The sequence below is a fragment of the Spelaeicoccus albus genome, from assembly GCF_013409065.1.
Classification (GTDB): Bacteria; Actinomycetota; Actinomycetes; order Actinomycetales; family Brevibacteriaceae; genus Spelaeicoccus; species Spelaeicoccus albus.
Genome location: NZ_JACBZP010000001.1, coordinates 3,787,730 through 3,806,474, shown reverse-complemented (window position 1 = coordinate 3,806,474; position 18,745 = coordinate 3,787,730). Strand labels below are relative to the sequence as shown.

Here is an 18,745-nt window from a genome sequence, read left to right as displayed (position 1 = left end):
CTCGCCGGCACCGATCGGTGCTCTGTCGCCACCGAGTGGCGGCCAATGGTGGGCGTTTTGCACTTTGGGCAGCCATTCGCCGCCACTTGGCGGGCCGGCGAGGGAGTGAGCGTCAGTCGATGAGCTCGACGCCGGCCGATTTCAGCTCGGCAAGTGCGGCGTCAATGGTTGCCGGGGAGACACCCGCGCAATACTGCAGCAGCACCCGCACGCGAAAGTCGTGCCGGACGGCGTCCAGCGCGGTCGCCCGCACGCAATGATCGGTGGCCAGGCCGACCACGTCGACGACATCGGCGCCCGCTAGCCAACCGGCCAGCGGCGGGATGCCGGCTTCGGCAGGCCCGGTATCGGCAGGCTCCGCATTGACGGCGCCGGCTGGGGCCGCGTCGTCCTCGGCCCACCGGCCGCCGACGTCGGCGGACGCGGCGGCCGCGTCGAAGCCGGAATATCCGTCGGAATATTGGCCCTTCAGGAACACGGCGTCGAACCGCGCGTCGGCCAGCGCTTCGTGAAAATCGGCTCCCGGCGTGCCGGCGCGGCAATGCACCGGCCACGACGTCACATAATCCGGGTCGTCGGAAAAGTGCGCGCCCGGATCGATGTGCCAGTCTTTCGTTGCGGCAACCCTGTCGTATCCGCCGCCGGCCACAAGCTCGGCAATGCGGGCAGCTGCGCCGCTGCCCCCGTCGACGCCGAGCGCGCCGCCTTCGCAAAAGTCGTTTTGCACGTCGACGACGACGAGTGCTCTCGTGTCGGTCATTGTCGGTTCGCTCTCCTCATCGGCTGTCCTTGGCAGCGGCTGCGCAGCTCAATCGCCGCACAGCACTACGCGTTCGGTACGTGCATCATCGCGCAGCCACGAACGCCGTGTCGATAGCAGGCTCGCCGCGTTGCAGCTTGCGTGCCGTGTCGGGCAATTCGCCGACCGACTCGGCCCGGCGAGAGGTCGCGGCCGACACGGCCTCCGGCCCGACGTACGCCGGGTCGATGCGCCCGTCGTCGACGAACCGTACGTGCAGGTCGCGCGTCCGGCCGGTGACCTCCGGGTACGAGCCCACACCGATGACTTCGTCGGTGGCGTGCCCGTCGTCGCCGATCCGGCGGATCGGGAATTTCCGCCCGCCGACGCTCGCCTTGTTCGTCGACGCCTTTGCCACCGACACCCAGTCGCCGTCGTCGTTCTGCCGGGCGACGAGCTTGTAGACAAGACCGACGGTGGGGAAACCCGATCCGGTGACCAGCGACGTGCCGACGCCGTACGAATCAACCGGTGCGGCCGCCAGCCCGGCGATGGCGTATTCGTCCAGGTCGCTGGTGACAGTGATTTTCGTGCTTGTCGCACCAAGCGAATCCAGCTGAGCCCGCACGTCGCGCGCTTGCGTGAGCAGATCGCCCGAATCGAGCCGGACGCCGCCGAGGCCGACGCCGGCGACCCGGACTGCCCGTTCCACGCCGCGAGCAACGTCGTACGTGTCGACGAGCAAGGTCGTCGATTGCCCGTGCGAGCGCACTTGCGCGGCAAACGCCTCTTCCTCCGTGTCGTGCAGCAGCGTGAACGCGTGCGCCGACGTGCCCAGCGTCCGCAGCCCGTACCGGCGCCCCGCTTCCATATTGGAGGTGCCGAAGAATCCGCCGATCACCGCGGCCCGGGCCGCCGCGACGGCAGCCTCCTCGTGGGTGCGCCGGGACCCCATCTCCAGGCACGGCCGTCCGGCCGCCGCCGACGTCATGCGGGACGCCGCCGACGCTACCGCCGAGTCGTGGTTCAAGATCGACAGTGCAAGAGTTTCCAGGACGACGCCGGAGGCGAACGACGCCTCGACAGTGAGGATCGGCGATCCCGGGAAGAACGCCTCGCCCTCGGCGTACCCGTGGATCGTGCCGTCGAACCGGTAATCGGCGAGCCAATCGAGCGTGGGACCGTCGACGATATCGTGTTCGCGCAGCCACGCCAGCTCGTCGTCGCCGAAGCGGTAATTCGCCAGCGCCTCCAGGAACCGGCCGGTTCCGCCGACAATGCCGTAGCGGCGCCCGTCCGGCAGGCTGCGCGCAAAGACCTCGAACATTGAGCGGCGCTCGGCCGCCCCCGACTTCAACGCGCCCTCGAGCATCGTCAGCTCGTACTGGTCGGTATAAAGCCCCGTGGGCCGGCCGGTCCGGAGCTGCGCGGCCGACGGCCCGGCGTCCGGCCCGGTATCCAGCCCGGCGTCCGGCCCGACATTCGACGGGGAGCCGTAAGTATTCATCACCGCTAAGCGTAGTGAAACTGCTCACGCCGGCCCACACGGGGTGAGTCAAACACGGCGCACTTACGTACAGTGGACTATGTGTTGATGACCAACGATGTCCATGCGCCCCCGGTGCCGCATGCCGGAATCGTCACCGCGTCGCATGAGTCGGCGGTGCCGGACGCCGCCGAAGAGACCGCCTCGAGCACTGCCCTGCTGACCCGCCGCGACGTGCCGTGGGTCACGCTGGTGTGGAACGACCCGGTCAATCTGATGAGTTATGTCAGCTATGTCTTCCGCAGCTACTTCGGCTACTCGAAGTCCAAGGCCGAAAAGCTCATGCTCCAAGTTCACAACGACGGCAAATCGGTAGTTGCGAGTGGCTCGCGCGAAGAAATGGAACGCGACACCGAGGCCATGCACGGCTACGGCCTGTGGGCGACGTTCCAGCGCGAGGATTCGGAAGGGTAACCGGTGGCCAAAGCATTCCGCCGCACGTCGCGCGGCATCATCGTGAACCTCGCCAAGGGCGAGCGCACCATTCTGACGACGATTTTCACCGACACGATCGCCTTGCTCGAGCCCACCGTCGCCGAGAACGAGGACCCGCTGGCCGCAATGGTCGGCATCACCGAGTCGGCCGGGACACCGTCCGATCCGGCGCTGGCGCGGCTGCTGCCGCCCGGGTCCACCACCGACGACGAGGACGCCGACGAGTTCCGCCGTTACACCGAACGCGGCCTGCGCGAGCGTAAGATCGCGGGACTCCAAACGGCGCTGCTCACCGTCGGCAGATCGGATCCGATCGCGCTGGCCGACGCCGAGGCCGAGGCCTGGCTCGTTGCGCTGACCGATGTGCGTCTCGTGCTTGCCGAACGGCTCGGCGTGAAAACGGAAGAGGACTTCGAACGGCTCGAAGCCGAAACCGACGAGGACGGCGGCGAGGGGCATCAGGACATGCTGATCGACGTGTACGACTTCCTCACCTGGTTGCAGGAGACTCTCGCGAACGCACTGATGGGCGACCTGCCCGAGGGCGACGAGGAATGACCGACGCGCCGATCGGCATCTTCGACTCCGGCGTCGGCGGCCTGACCGTCGCCCGCGCGGTGCTCGACCAGCTGCCCCACGAGGCGATCCGCTACGTCGGGGACACTGCCAACAGTCCGTACGGGCCGCGCACGATCGCCGACGTGCGCCGCCTGACGTTGGGCGCGCTCGACGAGATGGTCGCGGACGGCGTGAAAATGCTCGTCATCGCGTGCAACACCGCCTCGTCGGCGACCTTGCGCGACGCCCGGGAACGGTACACGCCGGCCGGGATCCCCGTCGTCGAGGTGATCGGTCCCGCCGTCCGGCGCGCCGTCGCGGCCACCCGCAGCGGCAGGGTCGGCGTGATCGGCACCCAGGCGACAATCACCTCGCGGGCGTACGACGACGCGTTTGCCGCCGCGCCGCAGCTGACGCTGTCGTTTCAGGCGTGCCCGCGATTCGTCGAATTCATCGAACGCGGCATCACGTCCGGCCCGGAGCTGCTCGACGTGGCCTCCGAGTACCTGCGCTCCGTCCGGGAGGCCGATATCGACACGCTCGTGCTCGGCTGTACGCATTATCCGCTGCTGACCGGCGTCATCTCGTACGTGATGGGGGAGTCGGTCACGCTTGTCTCGAGCGCCGAGGAAACCGCCAAGGACGTCTACCGCACACTTGTCGAACGGGATCTGGAACGCCCCGACGACTACCCGCCGCCGCATCACCAGTTCCTCACCACCGGAAACCCGGACGCATTCAACACGCTTGCCCGCCGGTTCCTCGGCCCCGTGGTACCGGCCATCGAACATACCGAAACGGGATCGCTGCCGATCCTGCGCGGAAACGCATCCTAAGGAGTGAGCATCACGTGAAATTGACAGTCATCGGATGCGCCGGATCGTATCCGGGCCCCGAGTCGCCGGCCTCGTGCTATCTCGTCGAGACGACCGATGAGGCCGGACGCAACTGGCGCATCGCTCTTGACTTCGGGTCGGGCGCGCTCGGCGCATTGCAGCGCTTTGCGAACCCGAACGAGCTGGACGCCGTCCTGCTCACCCACCTGCACCCGGATCACTGCCTCGATCTCACCGGCATGTTCGTGTACGCCAGGTATGCCCCGGACGGCGCGCGGCAGGGCAAGCTGCCCGTTTACGCGCCGCCCGGCGCGGCCGAGCGGCTCGGCGCCGCGTACTTCACAGCCCCGGGCGCGGCTCCCGGCCGGCACGAGGAACCCGGCAGCAGCGATCTGAACACCGTCTACACGTTCACGGACTGGTCCGACCGCACCGAATTCCGGGTCGGTCCGTTGCGTGTGACGCCGTTCCTCGTCGATCACCCGGTCGAAGCGTACGGCCTGCGGCTCGAGGACGCCGCCGGGCACGTAGTGGCCTACTCCGGCGACACCGACGAATGCGATGCGTTGCGCGATGCGGCCGCCGGCGCCGACCTGTTGCTGTGCGAGGCCGCCTTTCACGAGGGCCGTGACGAAGTGCGCGGCATCCACATGACCGGATACCGCGCCGGCAGCGTCGCCGCCGACGCCGGCGCCCGCCGACTCGTCCTCACCCACATCCCGGCCTGGAACGACCCGCAGCGCACGTCCGCCGGGGCCGCGCGCCGTTTTTCCGGCCCGATCGACCTGGCCGCCACCGGCGCCGTCTACACAACCGAAGGAGTCTCATGACATCGCAGACCCACCAAGAGCCGACGCAGTCCCGCGCCGACGGGCGCGCCGTCGACCAGCTGCGCGAGGTGACCATCACGCGCAACTGGCTCGATCACGCCGAAGGCAGCGTGCTCGTCGAATTCGGCCGCACCCGAGTCCTGTGCGCCGCCTCGTTCACGGCCGGCGTGCCGCGCTGGCGCAAGGGCAGCGGCAAGGGCTGGGTGACTGCCGAATACGCGATGTTGCCGCGCGCAACGAACACGCGCAATTCCCGCGAGTCCGTCAAGGGAAAAATCGGCGGGCGCACGCATGAGATCTCCCGGCTGGTCGGCCGCAGCTTGCGCGCCATTGTCGACGTGGACGCCCTCGGCGAGAACACCATCGTGCTTGACTGCGATGTGCTCCAGGCCGACGGCGGCACCCGCACGGCGGCGATCACGGGCGCCTATGTGGCGCTTGCCGACGCCGTTGCCACCGGCAAGGCCGCCGGCGACATCCCAAAGAACGCGAACCCGCTGACCGGATCGGTCTCGGCAGTCAGCGTCGGCGTGATTGACGGGACGCCGATGCTCGACCTGGCCTACGTCGAAGACGTGCGCGCCGAAACCGATATGAACGTTGTGATGACCGGCACCGGCGACTTCGTCGAAGTACAGGGCACCGCCGAAGGCGCGCCGTTCAACCGCGCCGAACTCGACAAGCTGCTCGACCTGGCGGTCGCCGGCGGCGCCGACCTGACAAAGATCCAGAACGCCGCGTTGAGCGAGGACGCCCGGGCATGACGGGCCGGGCTCCGCGGATCGTGCTGGCAACGCGCAACGAAGGAAAGCTCGTCGAGTTGCGGGCCATCCTGGAGATGCACGCCGGTGCGCCGGACGTCGCCTCGTCGGCGCAGCTCGACGTTCCGGACGTGCGCGAAACCGGGGTGACGTTCGCCGAGAACGCATTGCTGAAGGCCAGGGCGACCGCCGAGTTCACCGGGCTGCCGTCGATCGCCGACGACTCGGGCCTGGCCGTGGACGTGCTGGGCGGGTCGCCCGGTGTCTTCTCTGCCCGCTGGTCGGGCACGCACGGCGACGATCTGGCGAATCTCGAACTGCTGCTTGCCCAGCTGTCCGACGTTCCCGAGGCCCACCGGGCCGCCCGGTTCGTGTGCGCGGCCGCCCTGGTGACTCCGGACGGCGCCGAGCACGTCGAACACGGGTACTTCCCCGGCACGCTGGAATTTTCACCGCGCGGGCGGAACGGATTCGGTTACGATCCGATCCTGCGCGTCGACGGTGACCCCGGCGGCCGTACGGCCGCCGAACTCGAGCCGGCGGAAAAGAACCGACTGTCCCATCGCGGACAGGCGTTCCGCGCGCTGCGCCCCCACATCGTGGAGGCCCTCGCCGGGTGAAATTTCCCGCTCGCCGATCCTCGTCACGGTCGCCGGCGGCATTAGTGTCGCTGACGGCGACTGTCTCTGTCAGCGTGGCGATCTTTTTCACGCTGTACTCCCTCATCCCGGTCACTCGCGCGGACGCTCCCGGGCTGAGCAGCGTGTTCGTCGGCACCATGATGGCATTCGTCATGGGCGTGCAGGTCTTCACCCCGGCACTGGTACGCCGGCTGTCGCTCCGGTACGTACTGACAGGCTCGGCCCTGCTGCTGGCGGCGGGCGCGCTCGTGACCGGCATGGCCGCAGCGACCCCCACGCTGCTCATCGGGGCCGTCGCAACGGGAGCGGGCTTCGGCGTTCTCATCGTGGCCGGCGCGCAGGGGGTGGCGCTGCTGGTGCCCCCGACCAAGTTGGGACGGGCACTGGGCACCTACGGGCTCTTCACCATGGCCGCGTCGGCGCTGGGCTCGCCTGCCGGAGTGCAACTCGCACTCACTTTCTCGTCGCCCGTGTTCGGCATATGCGCCTTCGCGGCCGGGATCATCGCCGCAGGTCTGTCATTCGGGATCCCGGCCGGAGTCGGCAGGACCCCGAGCGGGCCGTCCGTCGACAACGTCGACAATTCGGGCGAATCCGGCGAATCCACCACTAATGCGCAAGCCTCGTCGGGAACGGAAAGGAAGCCGCGAACTCGGCCGTCACTGGTCGCCAATGCTCCGTGGCTCGTGCTGTCTCTCCTGCTCGCGGCAGTGGTCGTGCTGTCGCACGGACTGTCGAGCTTGCCGGTGCTGGCCTCGGCCTACGGACGCGCCGCCGTCGTGGTCTTCGCCGTTCAAGCGGGTAATGCGCTGGGGCGCGGTATCGGCGGCGAATTGGAGGCCAAGGTCGAAGCGGGCGGCGCGGCGACGACGGGCGCCGTCCTGCTCGCGGCCGGCGGCGTCGTGGGGGTTCTCGTCGGCGGCTCGGCGGCCGTGATCGCATCCGGACTGCTCATCGGTCTCGGAGTCGGGATCGTGCAAACCGTCACGTTGCACGTGGCGATGCGCCGGCTGGATTCCGGCCCGGCGTCGGTGGTGTGGAACCTGTCCGTGGACGGCGGGCTCTGGGTCGGAGGGATCCTTTGGGGCGTGGCGCTCACGGCCGGGCTTCTCACGGCCGGCGTGCTCGCCGTGTCAGCGGCAGCGATCATCATCGGGGCCGGCGTGACGGCGCAGCTGCGCCGGCGCGCATGACAGCGCGGTCCCTCCCAATCTCACCCGGCCGGCCCGGCCGGAGGTTTCCGGGTCGTAAGATGACGAATCGCACCCCCTGCACGAGCACTGGAGGAGATCACGATGACGAATGAACGCGATTTGGCCGGGCTCTCGGCAGCGGACATGACCGGCGGGTACGCTGCCGGAACTTTGTCTCCGGTCGAGGTCGCGGACGCCGTCCTGGCCCGAGTCGGCGAGTTCGAGCCCGTCATCAACGCGTTCTACGTGCACGACCCGGACGCCGTCCGACGCGACGCCCTCGCCAGCGCCGATCGGTGGCGTGCCGGAACGCCGCGCGGCGTTCTGGACGGCGTGCCGGTGACGGTGAAGGAGAACGTGGCCCGCCGCGGCGTCGGCATGCCGTCGGGCAACGCCGGCAACGACCAGCCGCCGGCCGCCGCCAACGCGCCGATCACCGACCGGATCGAGGAATCGGGCGGCGTCATAGTCGGGTCGACCACCATGCCCGACTGGGGGATGCTCTCATCGGGCGTGTCCAGTCTGCACGGCATTACCCGCAGCCCGATCGACCCGAAGCTGACGACCGGCGGGTCGAGCGCGGGCGCAGGCGCGGCGGCCGCTGCCGGGTACGGCCCCGTACACGTCGGTTCGGACATCGGCGGCTCCATCCGGCTTCCCGGAACGTGGTTGGGCTTGGCCACGCTGAAGCCGAGCTATGGAAGGGTCGCGTTGGACGCGCCGTATCTGGGGCGGTGCGCCGGCCCCTTGGCCAGGCGCGTCGACGACCTCGCCGTGATGATGTCGGTCATCGGGCGGCCCGACGTCCGCGATTATTCGCACCTGCCTGCCGCCGAGCTCGACTGGACGCTGCCCGCGGCAGGCACCGACGGAGTCCGCGGATCGGTGCGCGGGCTGAAGATCGGGGTGCAGGTGGACGCCGGGTGCGGGATGGCCGTCGATCCGGAAATCGCGCAGGCAGTGACGGCTGCCGCGGACCTGTTCGCCGGTAACGGCGCGGCGGTGAGCCGAATCGAACCGTTCATGAGTCAGCGGCTGCTCGATTCGCTGGACCGGTTTTGGCGGGTGCGCAGCTGGGTGGATTACCAGGCGTTGACAATCGACAACCAGCGCCGAATCCTTCCGTACGTCGCGGACTGGTGCCGTCAGGGCGCCGATGTATCGGGAGCCGAGGTACTGCGGTGTTATCAGGACATCATGCGGATCCGCGCCGCCACCATCGGAGCGACGAAGGATTTCGACCTGGTTCTCTCGCCCGTGAGCCCGGTTGCGGCGTTCCCGGCCGAATGGCCCATGCCATTCAATGATCCGTCCGTCGGCATGGCGCATATCGGATTCGCGGCGCCGTACAACATGTCCGAGCAGCCCGCGGCGTCCGTGAATTGCGGATTCACGTCCGACGGCCGCACGATCGGGCTGCAGATCGCCGGACGACGGTTCGCCGATCCGGAGGTGCTCCGGGCGGCGGCGTGGTATGAATCGGCGCGGCCCGAATCGGCACGCCAGAGCTGGCCGGACTGACTGCCGGGCCGCGAGCAAAAAAATTCGGGCGGCGGCATTGCTGCCGCCGCCCGAACTTTCCGCCGGTTACGCTGCCGACGAGAATTCGATGGTGATCTTATCGCCCTTCACCGTGCCCGTTCCGGAGAGATAAACGGAGGCGGGGGAGCGCAGGTGCCAGTAGCCGGACGAACGCGTCTTCGACTTGGCCTTGTAGTCAACCTTCAGGCTCGAGGTCGCGTAGAACCGGATTGAGCCGTCGGACGTCGCGCTCACGCTGATGTCGGGAATCGAGCCGATGTCCCACTTGACGGTGCCCTTCTTGATATCGCTGTTCGAGCTGTAGAAGGGGCAGCCGGTGGTGCGCGGATCGGTGGTGGCGGCGCACTCTTCGATCTTCTTCTTGACGAGCCGCTTCACCTCGTCGTCGAGGGCATCGTTCGGCTCGCGGGTCAGCGACACGCTGGACGGGATGGAGACCGACGAACTGGAGAAACCGAGTCCGACCTTTTCGGACGAGCCGTCGAAGTACTTCGAATCAGCGACCTCGACGGTGTACGAGCCCGGATAGGCCGCAAGCTTGGCCTCGTCGTCTTTGAGCTTGATGTTCTTGCCGTTCACGGAAACCGTGTCGATGTTGCTGCCGCGAACATTGATGTTGTTGACGGTCGGCGATTCAAGCTCCCACTTGTCGAAGAAGATGCCTTCCTTGCCGTCCTTGTGCAGCTTCAACGTCGTCGAATGGGAATGCCCGTCGACCTTGTAACGCAGCGTTTCTTGTGCTTCGTCGCCCCGGATGATCGGGTCGCCGGTCTCGATTTCGCTGACGCTCTTGAGCGCCTGCTTGGCGGCCTTCCCCTTCATCAGGGTGTCATCGGCCTCATCGGTGATGTCCGGTTCCGCGATCTGGTTCATCGCCTTGACGTCGCCGTTCTTCATGGCCTTGACGTAATCGGCGACGACGTTGTCGGGTCCGTGCTGCGTCTTGTTCAAATGACCGACGATCAGCCAGCCGGCGACAAGCGCGATAATCAGGATGACCGCGATTCCGCCGCCGATGATGCCGCCTTTAGCACCGCGGCTCAGCTTCTTCTTTTGCGGCGGGCCGCCGTACGGGCCGCCCGGGTATGCCTGGTTTTGCTGCTGGGGCTGTTGTCCGTAGCCGCCTTGTCCGGGGCCGGAAGCGCCGTAGGGCTGGCCCTGCTGGGGCTGTTGTCCGTAGCCGCCCTGCCCGGGGCCGGAAGCGCCGTAGGGCTGGCCCTGTTGCGGCTGTTGTCCGTAGCCGCCTTGCCCGGGGCCGGAAGCGCCGTAGGGCTGGCCCTGCTGGGGCTGTTGTCCGTAGCCGCCCTGCTGGCCTGGCTGGTTTCCGGGCGGGTTGTTCGGGGGCTGCGACGGCGGCTGATTGCCGCCGTACGGCTGGCCCTGGCCGGGGCCGCCTTGCCCCGAATTCGGGGGTTGGGGGTTCGAATTGGGTCCGTCGGTCATATGTCGACTCCGAGTGTGAGGCCACGGAAGTGGGGGATGCGATATCTGGCAGTATGAAATTAGTTCGGATCACGGCACAGCAAGGACTGTGTGTCGCGAATCTGGACGTGCGGGATGGGACCGCGTAAGCAGTATAGCGATACTGCATCACGAGTGCACGCGCTACAGTACCGCAGGCTGCCGGTATTCAGCGGGTTGTCAGGTAGACCACGCGTGTCGGAGGCCGGAATCGGCGGGTGCTCGCGAAACAATAGAGCCCTCATGACTTCACGACGCCCCCGCATCAAGCCGACACCGAAACGCGCCAGCGTCGGTGTCGATGTCCGTGACGACGGAACCAGATCGCCATGGACATTAGGGGTCCTTGAAGGTGTACAGGCCGCATTGCTCGGCATCATCATGCTGGCCGTCGTATCGGTGATCGCCTGGATCTTGAGCACGTCCCCGCTCGGCACGTTGTTCACCGTCGTGGCGGCAAGCGTGCAGGTCTGGCTGCTCAGCCACGGCGCGCCCGTGTCGTACGACGGAGGGAGTTTCGGGTTCGTCCCGTGGCTCGTGACGGCATTGCCGATTTGGCTGTGCTACCGGGCCGGACGACGTCTGACGATCGCCGGCGGCATCACACGGGCCCGACGCAAAGCCGCGCGTACCGGCACCGTCTCTCGATACTTTTCGTTGATCTCGTGGGTGTGCATGGCGGTCGTCTACGGGGCGATCGCGCTCGCGACATCGGCGGCCATGGGCCGGCAGCCGTTGCCGACACACCCCTGGCAAGCAGCCGGCGGCGCATTCCTGGTGGCTCTCATAGCCGGCGGAGTCGGCGTGCTGCGCCTGCCGAAGAAGCACCGAAACGATGCGGACGACTATCCGCAGACGAAGCTGCGCGCCAAACTTGTCGGGCTCGTCGGCGAGGGCGTCGTCGACTTTGCCGCGGCGTCCGTGCGCGCCGTCCTCCTGTGTACGGGGATCATTCTGGCGGCCGGGTTCGTGTTGGTTGTCGTGACGATCATCGTCCATCATCACCAGTTCGCGGCGCTGTACGGCACGCTCGGAGCGACCGGCACCGGGGCAATAGTGCTGTCGTTCGGCCAGCTGTTGGCACTCCCGAACCTAGTCGTGTGGGCGTCCAGCTGGATGACCGGCCCCGGATTCGTACTCGGGACGGGCAGCAGCATCTCGCCGTTCGGTACGACCATCGGGCCGATTCCCGCCGTCCCGGTCCTCGCCGGAATACCGACCGACGCGGTTGATTGGGCGGGTGTCTTCGTGGTCGTTCCGGCCCTGGCGGGGCTGGCGGCCGGCTGGTGGATGCTGGCCAAGGGCATCGACGCGTGGCCCGAACAACTGATCGCGTCGGCGTCGATCGGGGTGGGAACCGGAGTGCTGCTTGGGGTGCTTGGCGGGTTGTCCGGCGGCCCGGTCGGCCCGGGTCTGTTGATGACGACCGGGCCGCACGCCGTGCAATTCGCGCTGATCGGCGCGGCCGGCGCCTTCGTCGGAGCGGCACTGGCCCTTTTGGCCGGACCGCGCATTGTGCCGACATCCCGCAAGGCAGCCGAACAGATCGCCTCCGGCGCGCGTAGCGCGGAACGCAAATTCGCGTCGTCCGGCACTCGCCGCCAAGACTGACCCGCCTGCGCCTCCGCCTTCCCACCGGTGCTTCCGCCTTTCCCACCGGTGCTTCCGCCTTTCCCGCCCTTTCTGCCTTCCCGCGCCCTTCCTCCCGCGCCGAGTGGTGGTGAATGGCTGAATTTCGGCACGAAATTCAGCCATTCACCACCACTCGATGGAAGGGCACCACCATTCGCCACCACTCGGCGGACCGGAATCAGCGCCGGCCTCCACGGTGCGTACCTGGCCGCCACCGTGTGAACCGCCGCGCTCCACCCTGCGAACCGTGCCCGACGGTTGAAGCCGCGGCCTACCGCGCGAACCGCAGCGTCAGTATTTGGAACGGACGCAGCGTCACGGTCGCCGATTGCTGCTCCAGGTGAACGCCGGCGGGAGCTTCGATGTCCCGTTCCAAGAGATCGGTCACCGTAGTCCCCGCGGCGGCGAACGTTGCGGCGACGGTGGCGCCGGAGCGCTCGCCGCGGGATTCATACAATCGCACGACGACGTCGCCGCTCCGATCATCCGCAAGTTTCACGGCCTCGACCACGACGGCCGGATTCGAGACGGTCACCAACGGGTCGACGCTCCGGCCGCCCGAGAGAGTTCGCTCGGTGAGATTCACTCGGTAGCCTTCTTCGACGGCGTCCGCGATCGTCGCGCCGGGGCGAACAGTCAGACGCATGGTGTGCTCGCCTTGGTCGCTGTGCGGATCGGGATACGTCGGCGCGCGCAGCAGCGATGGCCGCACCCAGGTGGTCGTGCCGCCGTCGGGTCGCACGTCGCGCGTGATGTCGTGGCCGTAGGTGGAATCGTTCGCAACCGCGACGCCGTACCCGGGCTCGCCGACGTGAATCCAACGGTGGGCGCAGATCTCGAATTTCGCGGCTTCCCACGACGTGTTCTCGTGCGTCGGACGGAAGACATGGCCGAACTGAGTTTCGGACGCCGACCGGTCGGCCCGGACATCGAGCGGAAACGCGACCTTGAGCAGCTTCTTTTCCTCGTGCCAGTCGACGACAGTGGCGATCTCGAGCGAGTCCGAGCCGGCGGCCAGCGAAATTGTCTGCCTGATCTGCGAGCGGCCGAAATGCTTCTCGACGACGACGTGCACATCGCCGTCCTCCTGGACGAGACTCACCGAGTCGGCGGCGTCCAGCACCCGCCGATTCCGTCGATAGTGCGCATCGATATCCCACGCATCCCATTGGTTGGGCGTATCCCGATAGATCTCGAGCGAGTTGCCGAATTCGCCCGCCGGGACGGCTTCCCGGCCTGTCGCGTAGTCGAGCAATGATGTCAACCGCCCGGAAGAATCCACGACTGCTCGGATACGGCCGTTGTCGAGCATGTACTCATCGCCAGCCCGGGTTACCTCGACGCCGGCGTCGGCTCCGACCGGTTCGGCGATTCCCATGGCCGGTACGCCGTGGCGATCATGCGGCGCCGCGTTCAACACGAGTGTTCGGTCGCCGTCCCCGACGAGTCGGCGCGCCGAATCGGCAATGAGCTGGTCGAGCCGTGCAGCGATATCCGCATAGTGGCGTTCGGCATCCTGCGCCACCCACGCAATCGAGCTGCCCGGCAAGATGTCGTGAAACTGCTGCAGCAGCACTTGGTGCCAGACCGTGGACAACTCGTCGTAGGGGTAGTCGGCCCCGGCTCGAACGGCAGCCGTCGCCGCCCATAGTTCGGCTTCGCGCAAGAGGTGTTCGCTGCGGCGATTTCCCTGTTTTGTGCGAAGTTGCGACGTATAAGTTCCGCGGTGCAGCTCAAGGTACATTTCACCGACCCAGACCGGCGGGTTCGCGTACTCGGCTTCGGCATGGGTGAAGAAGTCGCGCGGGGACGCCACCTTGACCCGCGGCGAGCCTTCGAGATCGTGAAAACGGTTGGCCGATGCGAGCATTTCGCGGGTCGGCCCGCCGCCTCCGTCGCCCCAGCCGAACGGAACGAGGGACGACGTCCCGTTCCCCTTTTCCAGGTACGTCCTCTCGGCGTGGGCCAGCTCCCGTGCGGACAAGTCGGAGTTGTACGTGTCGACCGGTGGGAAGTGCGTGAAGATCCGCGTGCCGTCGATGCCCTCCCAGGTGAACGTGTGGTGCGGCATCTTGTTCGTTTGATTCCACGAGATCTTTTGGGTGAGGAACCAGCGGGCACCGGCAGCCGCGGCGATCTGGGGGAGGGCCGCGGAATACCCGAAAGAATCGGGCAGCCAGACCTCTTCCGTATTGACGCCGAATTCACGGGAGAAGAAGTTCTTGCCCTCGATGAACTGCCTGGCCATCGCCTCCGAACCCGGCATATTGGTGTCCGACTCGACCCACATGCTTCCGACCGGCACGAACTGACCGGCGTCGACTTTCGCGCGAATGCGTTCGAACAACTCCGGATAACCGTCCTTGATCCATGCCAGCTGTTGCGCCGACGAGCACGCGAAGACGAAATCGGGATCGGCGTCCATGAGATCGACGACGTTGGAAAACGTGCGCGCGCATTTGCGGATGGTTTCTCGCACCGGCCACAGCCACGCGCTGTCGATGTGGGCGTGACCGGCGGCATAAAGCGTGTGCGCGCTCGCGTACGCGGGGCTTGCAAGGACGCCGGCCAGGGCCTCACGGCCGGTCGCGGCGGTGCCCGGCACGTCGTCCGGATCCATCACGTCCACCATTTGCTCGAGTGCGGCAAGAATGTGTGCGCGTCGCGGTAGGTCGGCCGGCAGCACGGCCAGCAGTCCGCGCAATGCGACGACGTCCTGACACAATTCCCACACCGTCACGTTGCGCTCGGCGATATCGAGCCTATTGAGCCGGTAAAGCGGTTCGTCGCCGGCCGTGGCCTTGTCGCCCAGCGGCGTCTTGTCGAACGCGAATTGCCCGGCGACGTTCGGGTTGGCGGCGGCTTCGACATAGATGTCGATACCGTCGGAGCCGTCGCCGGCGTCGACCGGCACGTGCTGGTTACGCGGCGAGATTCCCTTGATGATCGTGCCGTCGGGCCGGTATGCGGTGCCCTCGCATTGAAAACCGGGATGATCGGCGTCGAACCCCAGATCAATGACGAGTTCGACAACGGCGTCGCGGCCGGCGCCCCAACCGGACGGTACGGTACCGGTCAGATGCAGCCACAAGGTCGACCAGGGACGGCCCCACTGCACACCGGTCGGCAGCGGTTCGTAGTGCCCGGCTCGGGCGTCCTCGAAGGGAATGGGCTCGCCGGGCACCGGCCACGCTTCGCAGGTGAGTGGCGTGGAGCGTCCGTAGATCGCCGGCCGCAGAAACTCGTCGACGAACCGGTCCAAGCGGCCCTCGGTGATCGATGTCCGGTCATGCATGAATAGTTCCCTTTCCGGTTGTCGCTCGGTTTGTCGCTCGGCGAGCGGTCACCCTTTGAGCGCTCCGCCCAGCGAGAAGCCGCCGCCGATGAACCGTTGCACCAACACGTACAGGGTGACGACTGGTACCGAGTAAATGAGCGAGAATGCGGCAAGCTGGCCATAGGCGACGGCGCCGTGCTGGCCGAAGAAGTTGAAGATGCTCACGGCGGCGGGCAGCCGGTCCGGACTGAGCAGTAGGACGAATGGGATGAAGAAGTTGCCCCAGGCCTCGACGAAGACGAACACGAAAACGACGGCGATGCCCGGGCGCATGAGCGGCACGACGACGCGCGTGAGCGTCTTCATGGACGAGGCGCCGTCGATCCATGCGGCCTCTTCGAGGTTGACCGGCACGTCGTCCATGAAGTTCTTGGTCATCCATACCGCCATGGGCAGCTGCGTGGCAGCCATGAAGAAGATAGTGCCGCCGACGGAATCGAGCAGATTGAGCCGGACGAAGAGCTGGTAAACGGGAACCATCATGGCAGTGATGGGCAGTCCGGTGCCGAAAAGTATCGCGTACATGAACGGTTTGCCGATGCGCAGGTTGTACCGCGAGAGCGGGTATGCGGCGAGCACCGCGACGATTACCGTGACGATTGCCGACGCGCCCGCGAGTACGAGGCTGTTCAGCAGCGGCACCAGTGACACGTCCGGAGTGAGCACGACCCGGAAGTTCTCGAACGAGAATCGGCCGGGCCATCCGGCTGCCAGCGTCGCCTTCGTGTCGAACGAGGCGAGGATCAACCACGCCATCGGCAAGATGAAACACAGCGCGATGAACAGCAGGATGCCGTTGGTCAGCCCGGCGACGCCGAGCCGGCGCGGCGAGGACAAGGACAGGCGCGGAGTCGTGGCGCTCATCTCAGTTAACCTTCGGTTTCAGGACTCGGAGGTAGATGACGGAGAACGCGGCGCCGACGATGAGCAAGATCGTCGCGATCGCGGTGCCGTACCCGAGATTGGAAAACTTGAACGCCTGCTGGTAGGCGAGGATCGGCAGCGTTGAGCTGTCAAAACCGGGCCCGCCTGCCGTCATCACGTAAATGAGCGTGAAGATAGACAGAGTCTGCAGCGTGATCAACATCAGCGTGGTAGTGATCGTGCGGCGAATCATCGGCAACGTCACGGAGAAGAGCTTGCGCCATTCACCGGCGCCGTCGACCGTCGCCGCCTCCAGCACGTCGGTCGGCACGTTTGTTAGTGCGGCCGAGTACAGCATCATGGAAAACGCAGTGCCGCGCCATGTGTTTGCCAAGATCACGGCCAGCATCGGTGCGGAGAAGAGCCAATCGACGGTCGGCACGTGCAGCCACGACAAAATCGCGTTCAACGTTCCATGACCGGAAAAATACGCGTAGCCGACGAATGCTGAAACGATCTCGGGCAGCACCCAGGCGGCGACGACGATGGTGCCGACAACTCCGCGAACTATGGAGTTTGCGCCGCGCATCAGAATCGCGAGCAATAGCCCCAGCACCGTCTGACCCACCACGGCCGAACCGATCACGAAGACGAGCGTGAGCAGCAGCGATTTAGGGAACACGCTCGAACTGAACAGCTTGACGTAGTTGTCCAGCCCGATGAATTCCGGATGCAGCGCTGCCGACCCGGTGAGCGCCGAGTTCGTGAACGAGCCGTAAAACGACCAGACGATCGGCCCGAGCATGAACAGCGCGAGCAGGATGATCGCCGGGACGAGCGGGGTGAATCGGGTCGGATGCCGCTTGCGTCGGTTCGGCGCCGCCGGTGCCGGAGTGCTCCGTACCTGCTCGGTAGTTGTCGACGCCACGATCTATTTCCCGGTTGTCGTGTGCTTTTTGCCGACGATCTCGATTACCGCTTTGTCATATGCCGCGGCGGCCTGAGCCGGCGTTTGCTGCCCGGTCATGACGGCTTCCATGGCCACCTGAATCTTGTTCGAGATCTTGGGGTAGTCTTCGGTTGCCGGACGGTAATGCGTGTACTGAACCGCCTTCGACGTCTTGCCGAACGAGGAATCGGATTTCGTGTACTTCGGGTCGCTTGCGACGTCCTTCCGGACGGCGATCTGCGAATTTCCGATGTCGAACTTGGTCGAATTCTTTTCGTTCAGCGCCGTCTTGATGACATCGAACGCGAGCTTGGGTGCTTTCGTGTCCTTGCCGACGGACAGCGTCCATCCGCCGGACATGCTCGTGAACCCGGGGCCTTGGCCGTTCTGCGTCGGCATTAGTGCGGTACCGAGCGTCTTGTCCCATGCCGGCCACTCCGCGGCGCCTCCCTTGATCCACGTGCTGGGCAGCCAGGAGCCGTCGAGACTTATCGCGATCTTCCCCTTCGGCATCCAGCTGCCGGGCACGGTGTTCTGGATTTGCGTGTCGAGGGACTGCTTCGCGCTCGGGCCGAGGTGCTTCTTGTACAGCGTCTGGATGAACTTCAGCGAGTCTTTGAAGCCCTGTGAGCCGAGGACCCATTTCTTGTCCTTGTAGAGCGTGTCGCCGGTGCCGTAGAGCAGCATTTCAAAGCCCTGCATCGTGGAGGCTTCCCCGGCGGATTTGCCGGAAAAGACGTTCAGCCCCATCACCTTCGGCTCCGCAGTCTGCACCTTTTTCGCAGTGGCGAGGATGTCGTGCCAATTCTTCGGCTGCCAGGGCACGGAGACCCCTGCCTTCTTCAGCAGCTTCTTGTTGTACCAGAGCACGCGCGTATCGGTCCCCATTGGGACGCCGTACGTCTTCCCGTCGACGCCGAGTCCTGCTTGCTTGGACTTCGTGACGAACTGGTTCCAGCCTTTCCACCCCTTGAGGTACTTGTCGAGGGCGAGGAGGTGACCGGCGGCGACGTCCGACTTGATCTGGAATGTGTCCTCGTAAATGACGTCGGGTGCGGTCGACGGCGAACGCTCCATGAGCGCGAGCTTCGTGTAGTAGTCGTTCTCTTTGGCTTGAATGGGCACCAGCTTGATGGTGGCGTCCGGATGCGTCTTCTTCATCTCTTTCTTCACGCGCTTCATCAGCGTGTCCGCAGCCTGGAAGTTTCCGAACTTCTCGTAAGCGACCTTCACCGTGTTGTCGTCCGACCCGGACCCCGAGCAACCGGACGATGCGATGAGAGCAACTGCCGAGACGAGCGCTGCGGCTATCTTCAGTGACTTCATGATGCCTCCGTGCATCCGAACGAATGGATATAGCAATCAAGTTGATTTACTAATCCTGATGCACGCTAGCCGAATGTGACATACATCGCAAGGGG

Annotated in this window: 16 protein-coding genes; 9 read left to right on the top strand and 7 right to left on the bottom strand. The window is 66.1% G+C overall.

Annotation, left to right across the window (positions count from 1 at the left end; genetic code table 11):
* Positions 1 to 112 precede the first annotated feature (112 nt).
* Both BJY26_RS17645 and BJY26_RS17640 read right to left on the bottom strand, forming a co-directional pair.
* Positions 113 to 760, bottom strand: a complete 648-nt coding sequence (locus tag BJY26_RS17645) for an isochorismatase family protein (protein WP_179429487.1) — start codon at positions 758 to 760, stop codon at positions 113 to 115.
* An 85-nt stretch (positions 761 to 845) separates the two neighbouring features.
* The gene (locus BJY26_RS17640; protein WP_179429486.1) at positions 846 to 2,246 is read right to left on the bottom strand and encodes a nicotinate phosphoribosyltransferase; all 1,401 of its coding nucleotides are present in this window, start codon (positions 2,244 to 2,246) and stop codon (positions 846 to 848) included.
* 87 nt (positions 2,247 to 2,333) lie between these two features.
* Here BJY26_RS17640 and clpS point away from each other — a divergent pair, with 87 nt between their 5' ends.
* The 8 genes from clpS to BJY26_RS17600 all read left to right on the top strand — a co-directional run bounded on the left by clpS (position 2,334) and on the right by BJY26_RS17600 (position 9,060).
* Positions 2,334 to 2,699, top strand: coding sequence for an ATP-dependent Clp protease adapter ClpS (gene clpS / locus BJY26_RS17635; RefSeq protein ID WP_179429485.1), 366 nt, complete (start codon positions 2,334 to 2,336; stop codon positions 2,697 to 2,699).
* A gap of 3 nt (positions 2,700 to 2,702) precedes the next feature.
* The gene (locus BJY26_RS17630; RefSeq protein WP_179429484.1) at positions 2,703 to 3,278 is read left to right on the top strand and encodes a DUF2017 domain-containing protein; all 576 of its coding nucleotides are present in this window, start codon (positions 2,703 to 2,705) and stop codon (positions 3,276 to 3,278) included.
* Positions 3,275 to 4,114, top strand: coding sequence for a glutamate racemase (gene murI, locus BJY26_RS17625; RefSeq protein WP_179429483.1), 840 nt, complete (start codon positions 3,275 to 3,277; stop codon positions 4,112 to 4,114). The genes BJY26_RS17630 and murI overlap by 4 nt, the downstream gene beginning before the upstream one ends.
* Positions 4,115 to 4,128: 14 nt before the next feature.
* On the top strand, positions 4,129 to 4,944 hold the full coding sequence (locus tag BJY26_RS17620) for an MBL fold metallo-hydrolase (RefSeq protein ID WP_179429482.1): 816 nt from the start codon (positions 4,129 to 4,131) through the stop codon (positions 4,942 to 4,944).
* Positions 4,941 to 5,708 (top strand): ribonuclease PH, encoded by a 768-nt coding sequence (gene rph, locus BJY26_RS17615; protein WP_179429481.1) that lies wholly within the window; start codon positions 4,941 to 4,943, stop codon positions 5,706 to 5,708. Before BJY26_RS17620 ends, rph begins: the two co-directional genes overlap by 4 nt.
* Positions 5,705 to 6,325 carry an RdgB/HAM1 family non-canonical purine NTP pyrophosphatase gene (rdgB, locus tag BJY26_RS17610; protein ID WP_179429480.1) on the top strand — a complete coding sequence of 207 codons (621 nt, stop codon included), beginning with the start codon at positions 5,705 to 5,707 and terminating at the stop codon, positions 6,323 to 6,325. The genes rph and rdgB overlap by 4 nt, the downstream gene beginning before the upstream one ends.
* Positions 6,322 to 7,539 (top strand): MFS transporter, encoded by a 1,218-nt coding sequence (locus BJY26_RS17605; RefSeq protein WP_179429479.1) that lies wholly within the window; start codon positions 6,322 to 6,324, stop codon positions 7,537 to 7,539. Before rdgB ends, BJY26_RS17605 begins: the two co-directional genes overlap by 4 nt.
* Positions 7,540 to 7,641: 102 nt before the next feature.
* Positions 7,642 to 9,060, top strand: a complete 1,419-nt coding sequence (locus tag BJY26_RS17600; protein WP_179429478.1) for an amidase — start codon at positions 7,642 to 7,644, stop codon at positions 9,058 to 9,060.
* Between the two features lie 66 nt (positions 9,061 to 9,126).
* On the opposite strand, the gene BJY26_RS17595 is transcribed toward BJY26_RS17600, so the two are convergent.
* Complete coding sequence (locus tag BJY26_RS17595) at positions 9,127 to 10,524, bottom strand: hypothetical protein (RefSeq protein WP_179429477.1); 1,398 nt, start codon at positions 10,522 to 10,524, stop codon at positions 9,127 to 9,129.
* Positions 10,525 to 10,785: 261 nt separating this feature from the next.
* On the opposite strand from BJY26_RS17595, the gene BJY26_RS17590 reads away from it, so the two are divergent.
* Positions 10,786 to 12,153, top strand: a complete 1,368-nt coding sequence (locus BJY26_RS17590; RefSeq protein WP_179429476.1) for a cell division protein PerM — start codon at positions 10,786 to 10,788, stop codon at positions 12,151 to 12,153.
* A 292-nt stretch (positions 12,154 to 12,445) separates the two neighbouring features.
* On the opposite strand, the gene BJY26_RS17585 is transcribed toward BJY26_RS17590, so the two are convergent.
* The 4 genes from BJY26_RS17585 to BJY26_RS17570 are packed head-to-tail and all read right to left on the bottom strand — an operon-like array spanning position 12,446 to position 18,650.
* Complete coding sequence (locus BJY26_RS17585; RefSeq protein ID WP_179429475.1) at positions 12,446 to 15,469, bottom strand: alpha-mannosidase; 3,024 nt, start codon at positions 15,467 to 15,469, stop codon at positions 12,446 to 12,448.
* A gap of 48 nt (positions 15,470 to 15,517) precedes the next feature.
* The gene (locus tag BJY26_RS17580; protein WP_179429474.1) at positions 15,518 to 16,375 is read right to left on the bottom strand and encodes a carbohydrate ABC transporter permease; all 858 of its coding nucleotides are present in this window, start codon (positions 16,373 to 16,375) and stop codon (positions 15,518 to 15,520) included.
* 1 nt (position 16,376) lies between these two features.
* Positions 16,377 to 17,303, bottom strand: coding sequence for a carbohydrate ABC transporter permease (locus BJY26_RS17575; RefSeq protein WP_372465396.1), 927 nt, complete (start codon positions 17,301 to 17,303; stop codon positions 16,377 to 16,379).
* A gap of 3 nt (positions 17,304 to 17,306) precedes the next feature.
* A complete protein-coding gene (locus tag BJY26_RS17570) occupies positions 17,307 to 18,650 on the bottom strand; it encodes an extracellular solute-binding protein (RefSeq protein WP_179429473.1) in 1,344 nt (447 codons plus the stop codon).
* Positions 18,651 to 18,745 lie beyond the last annotated feature (95 nt).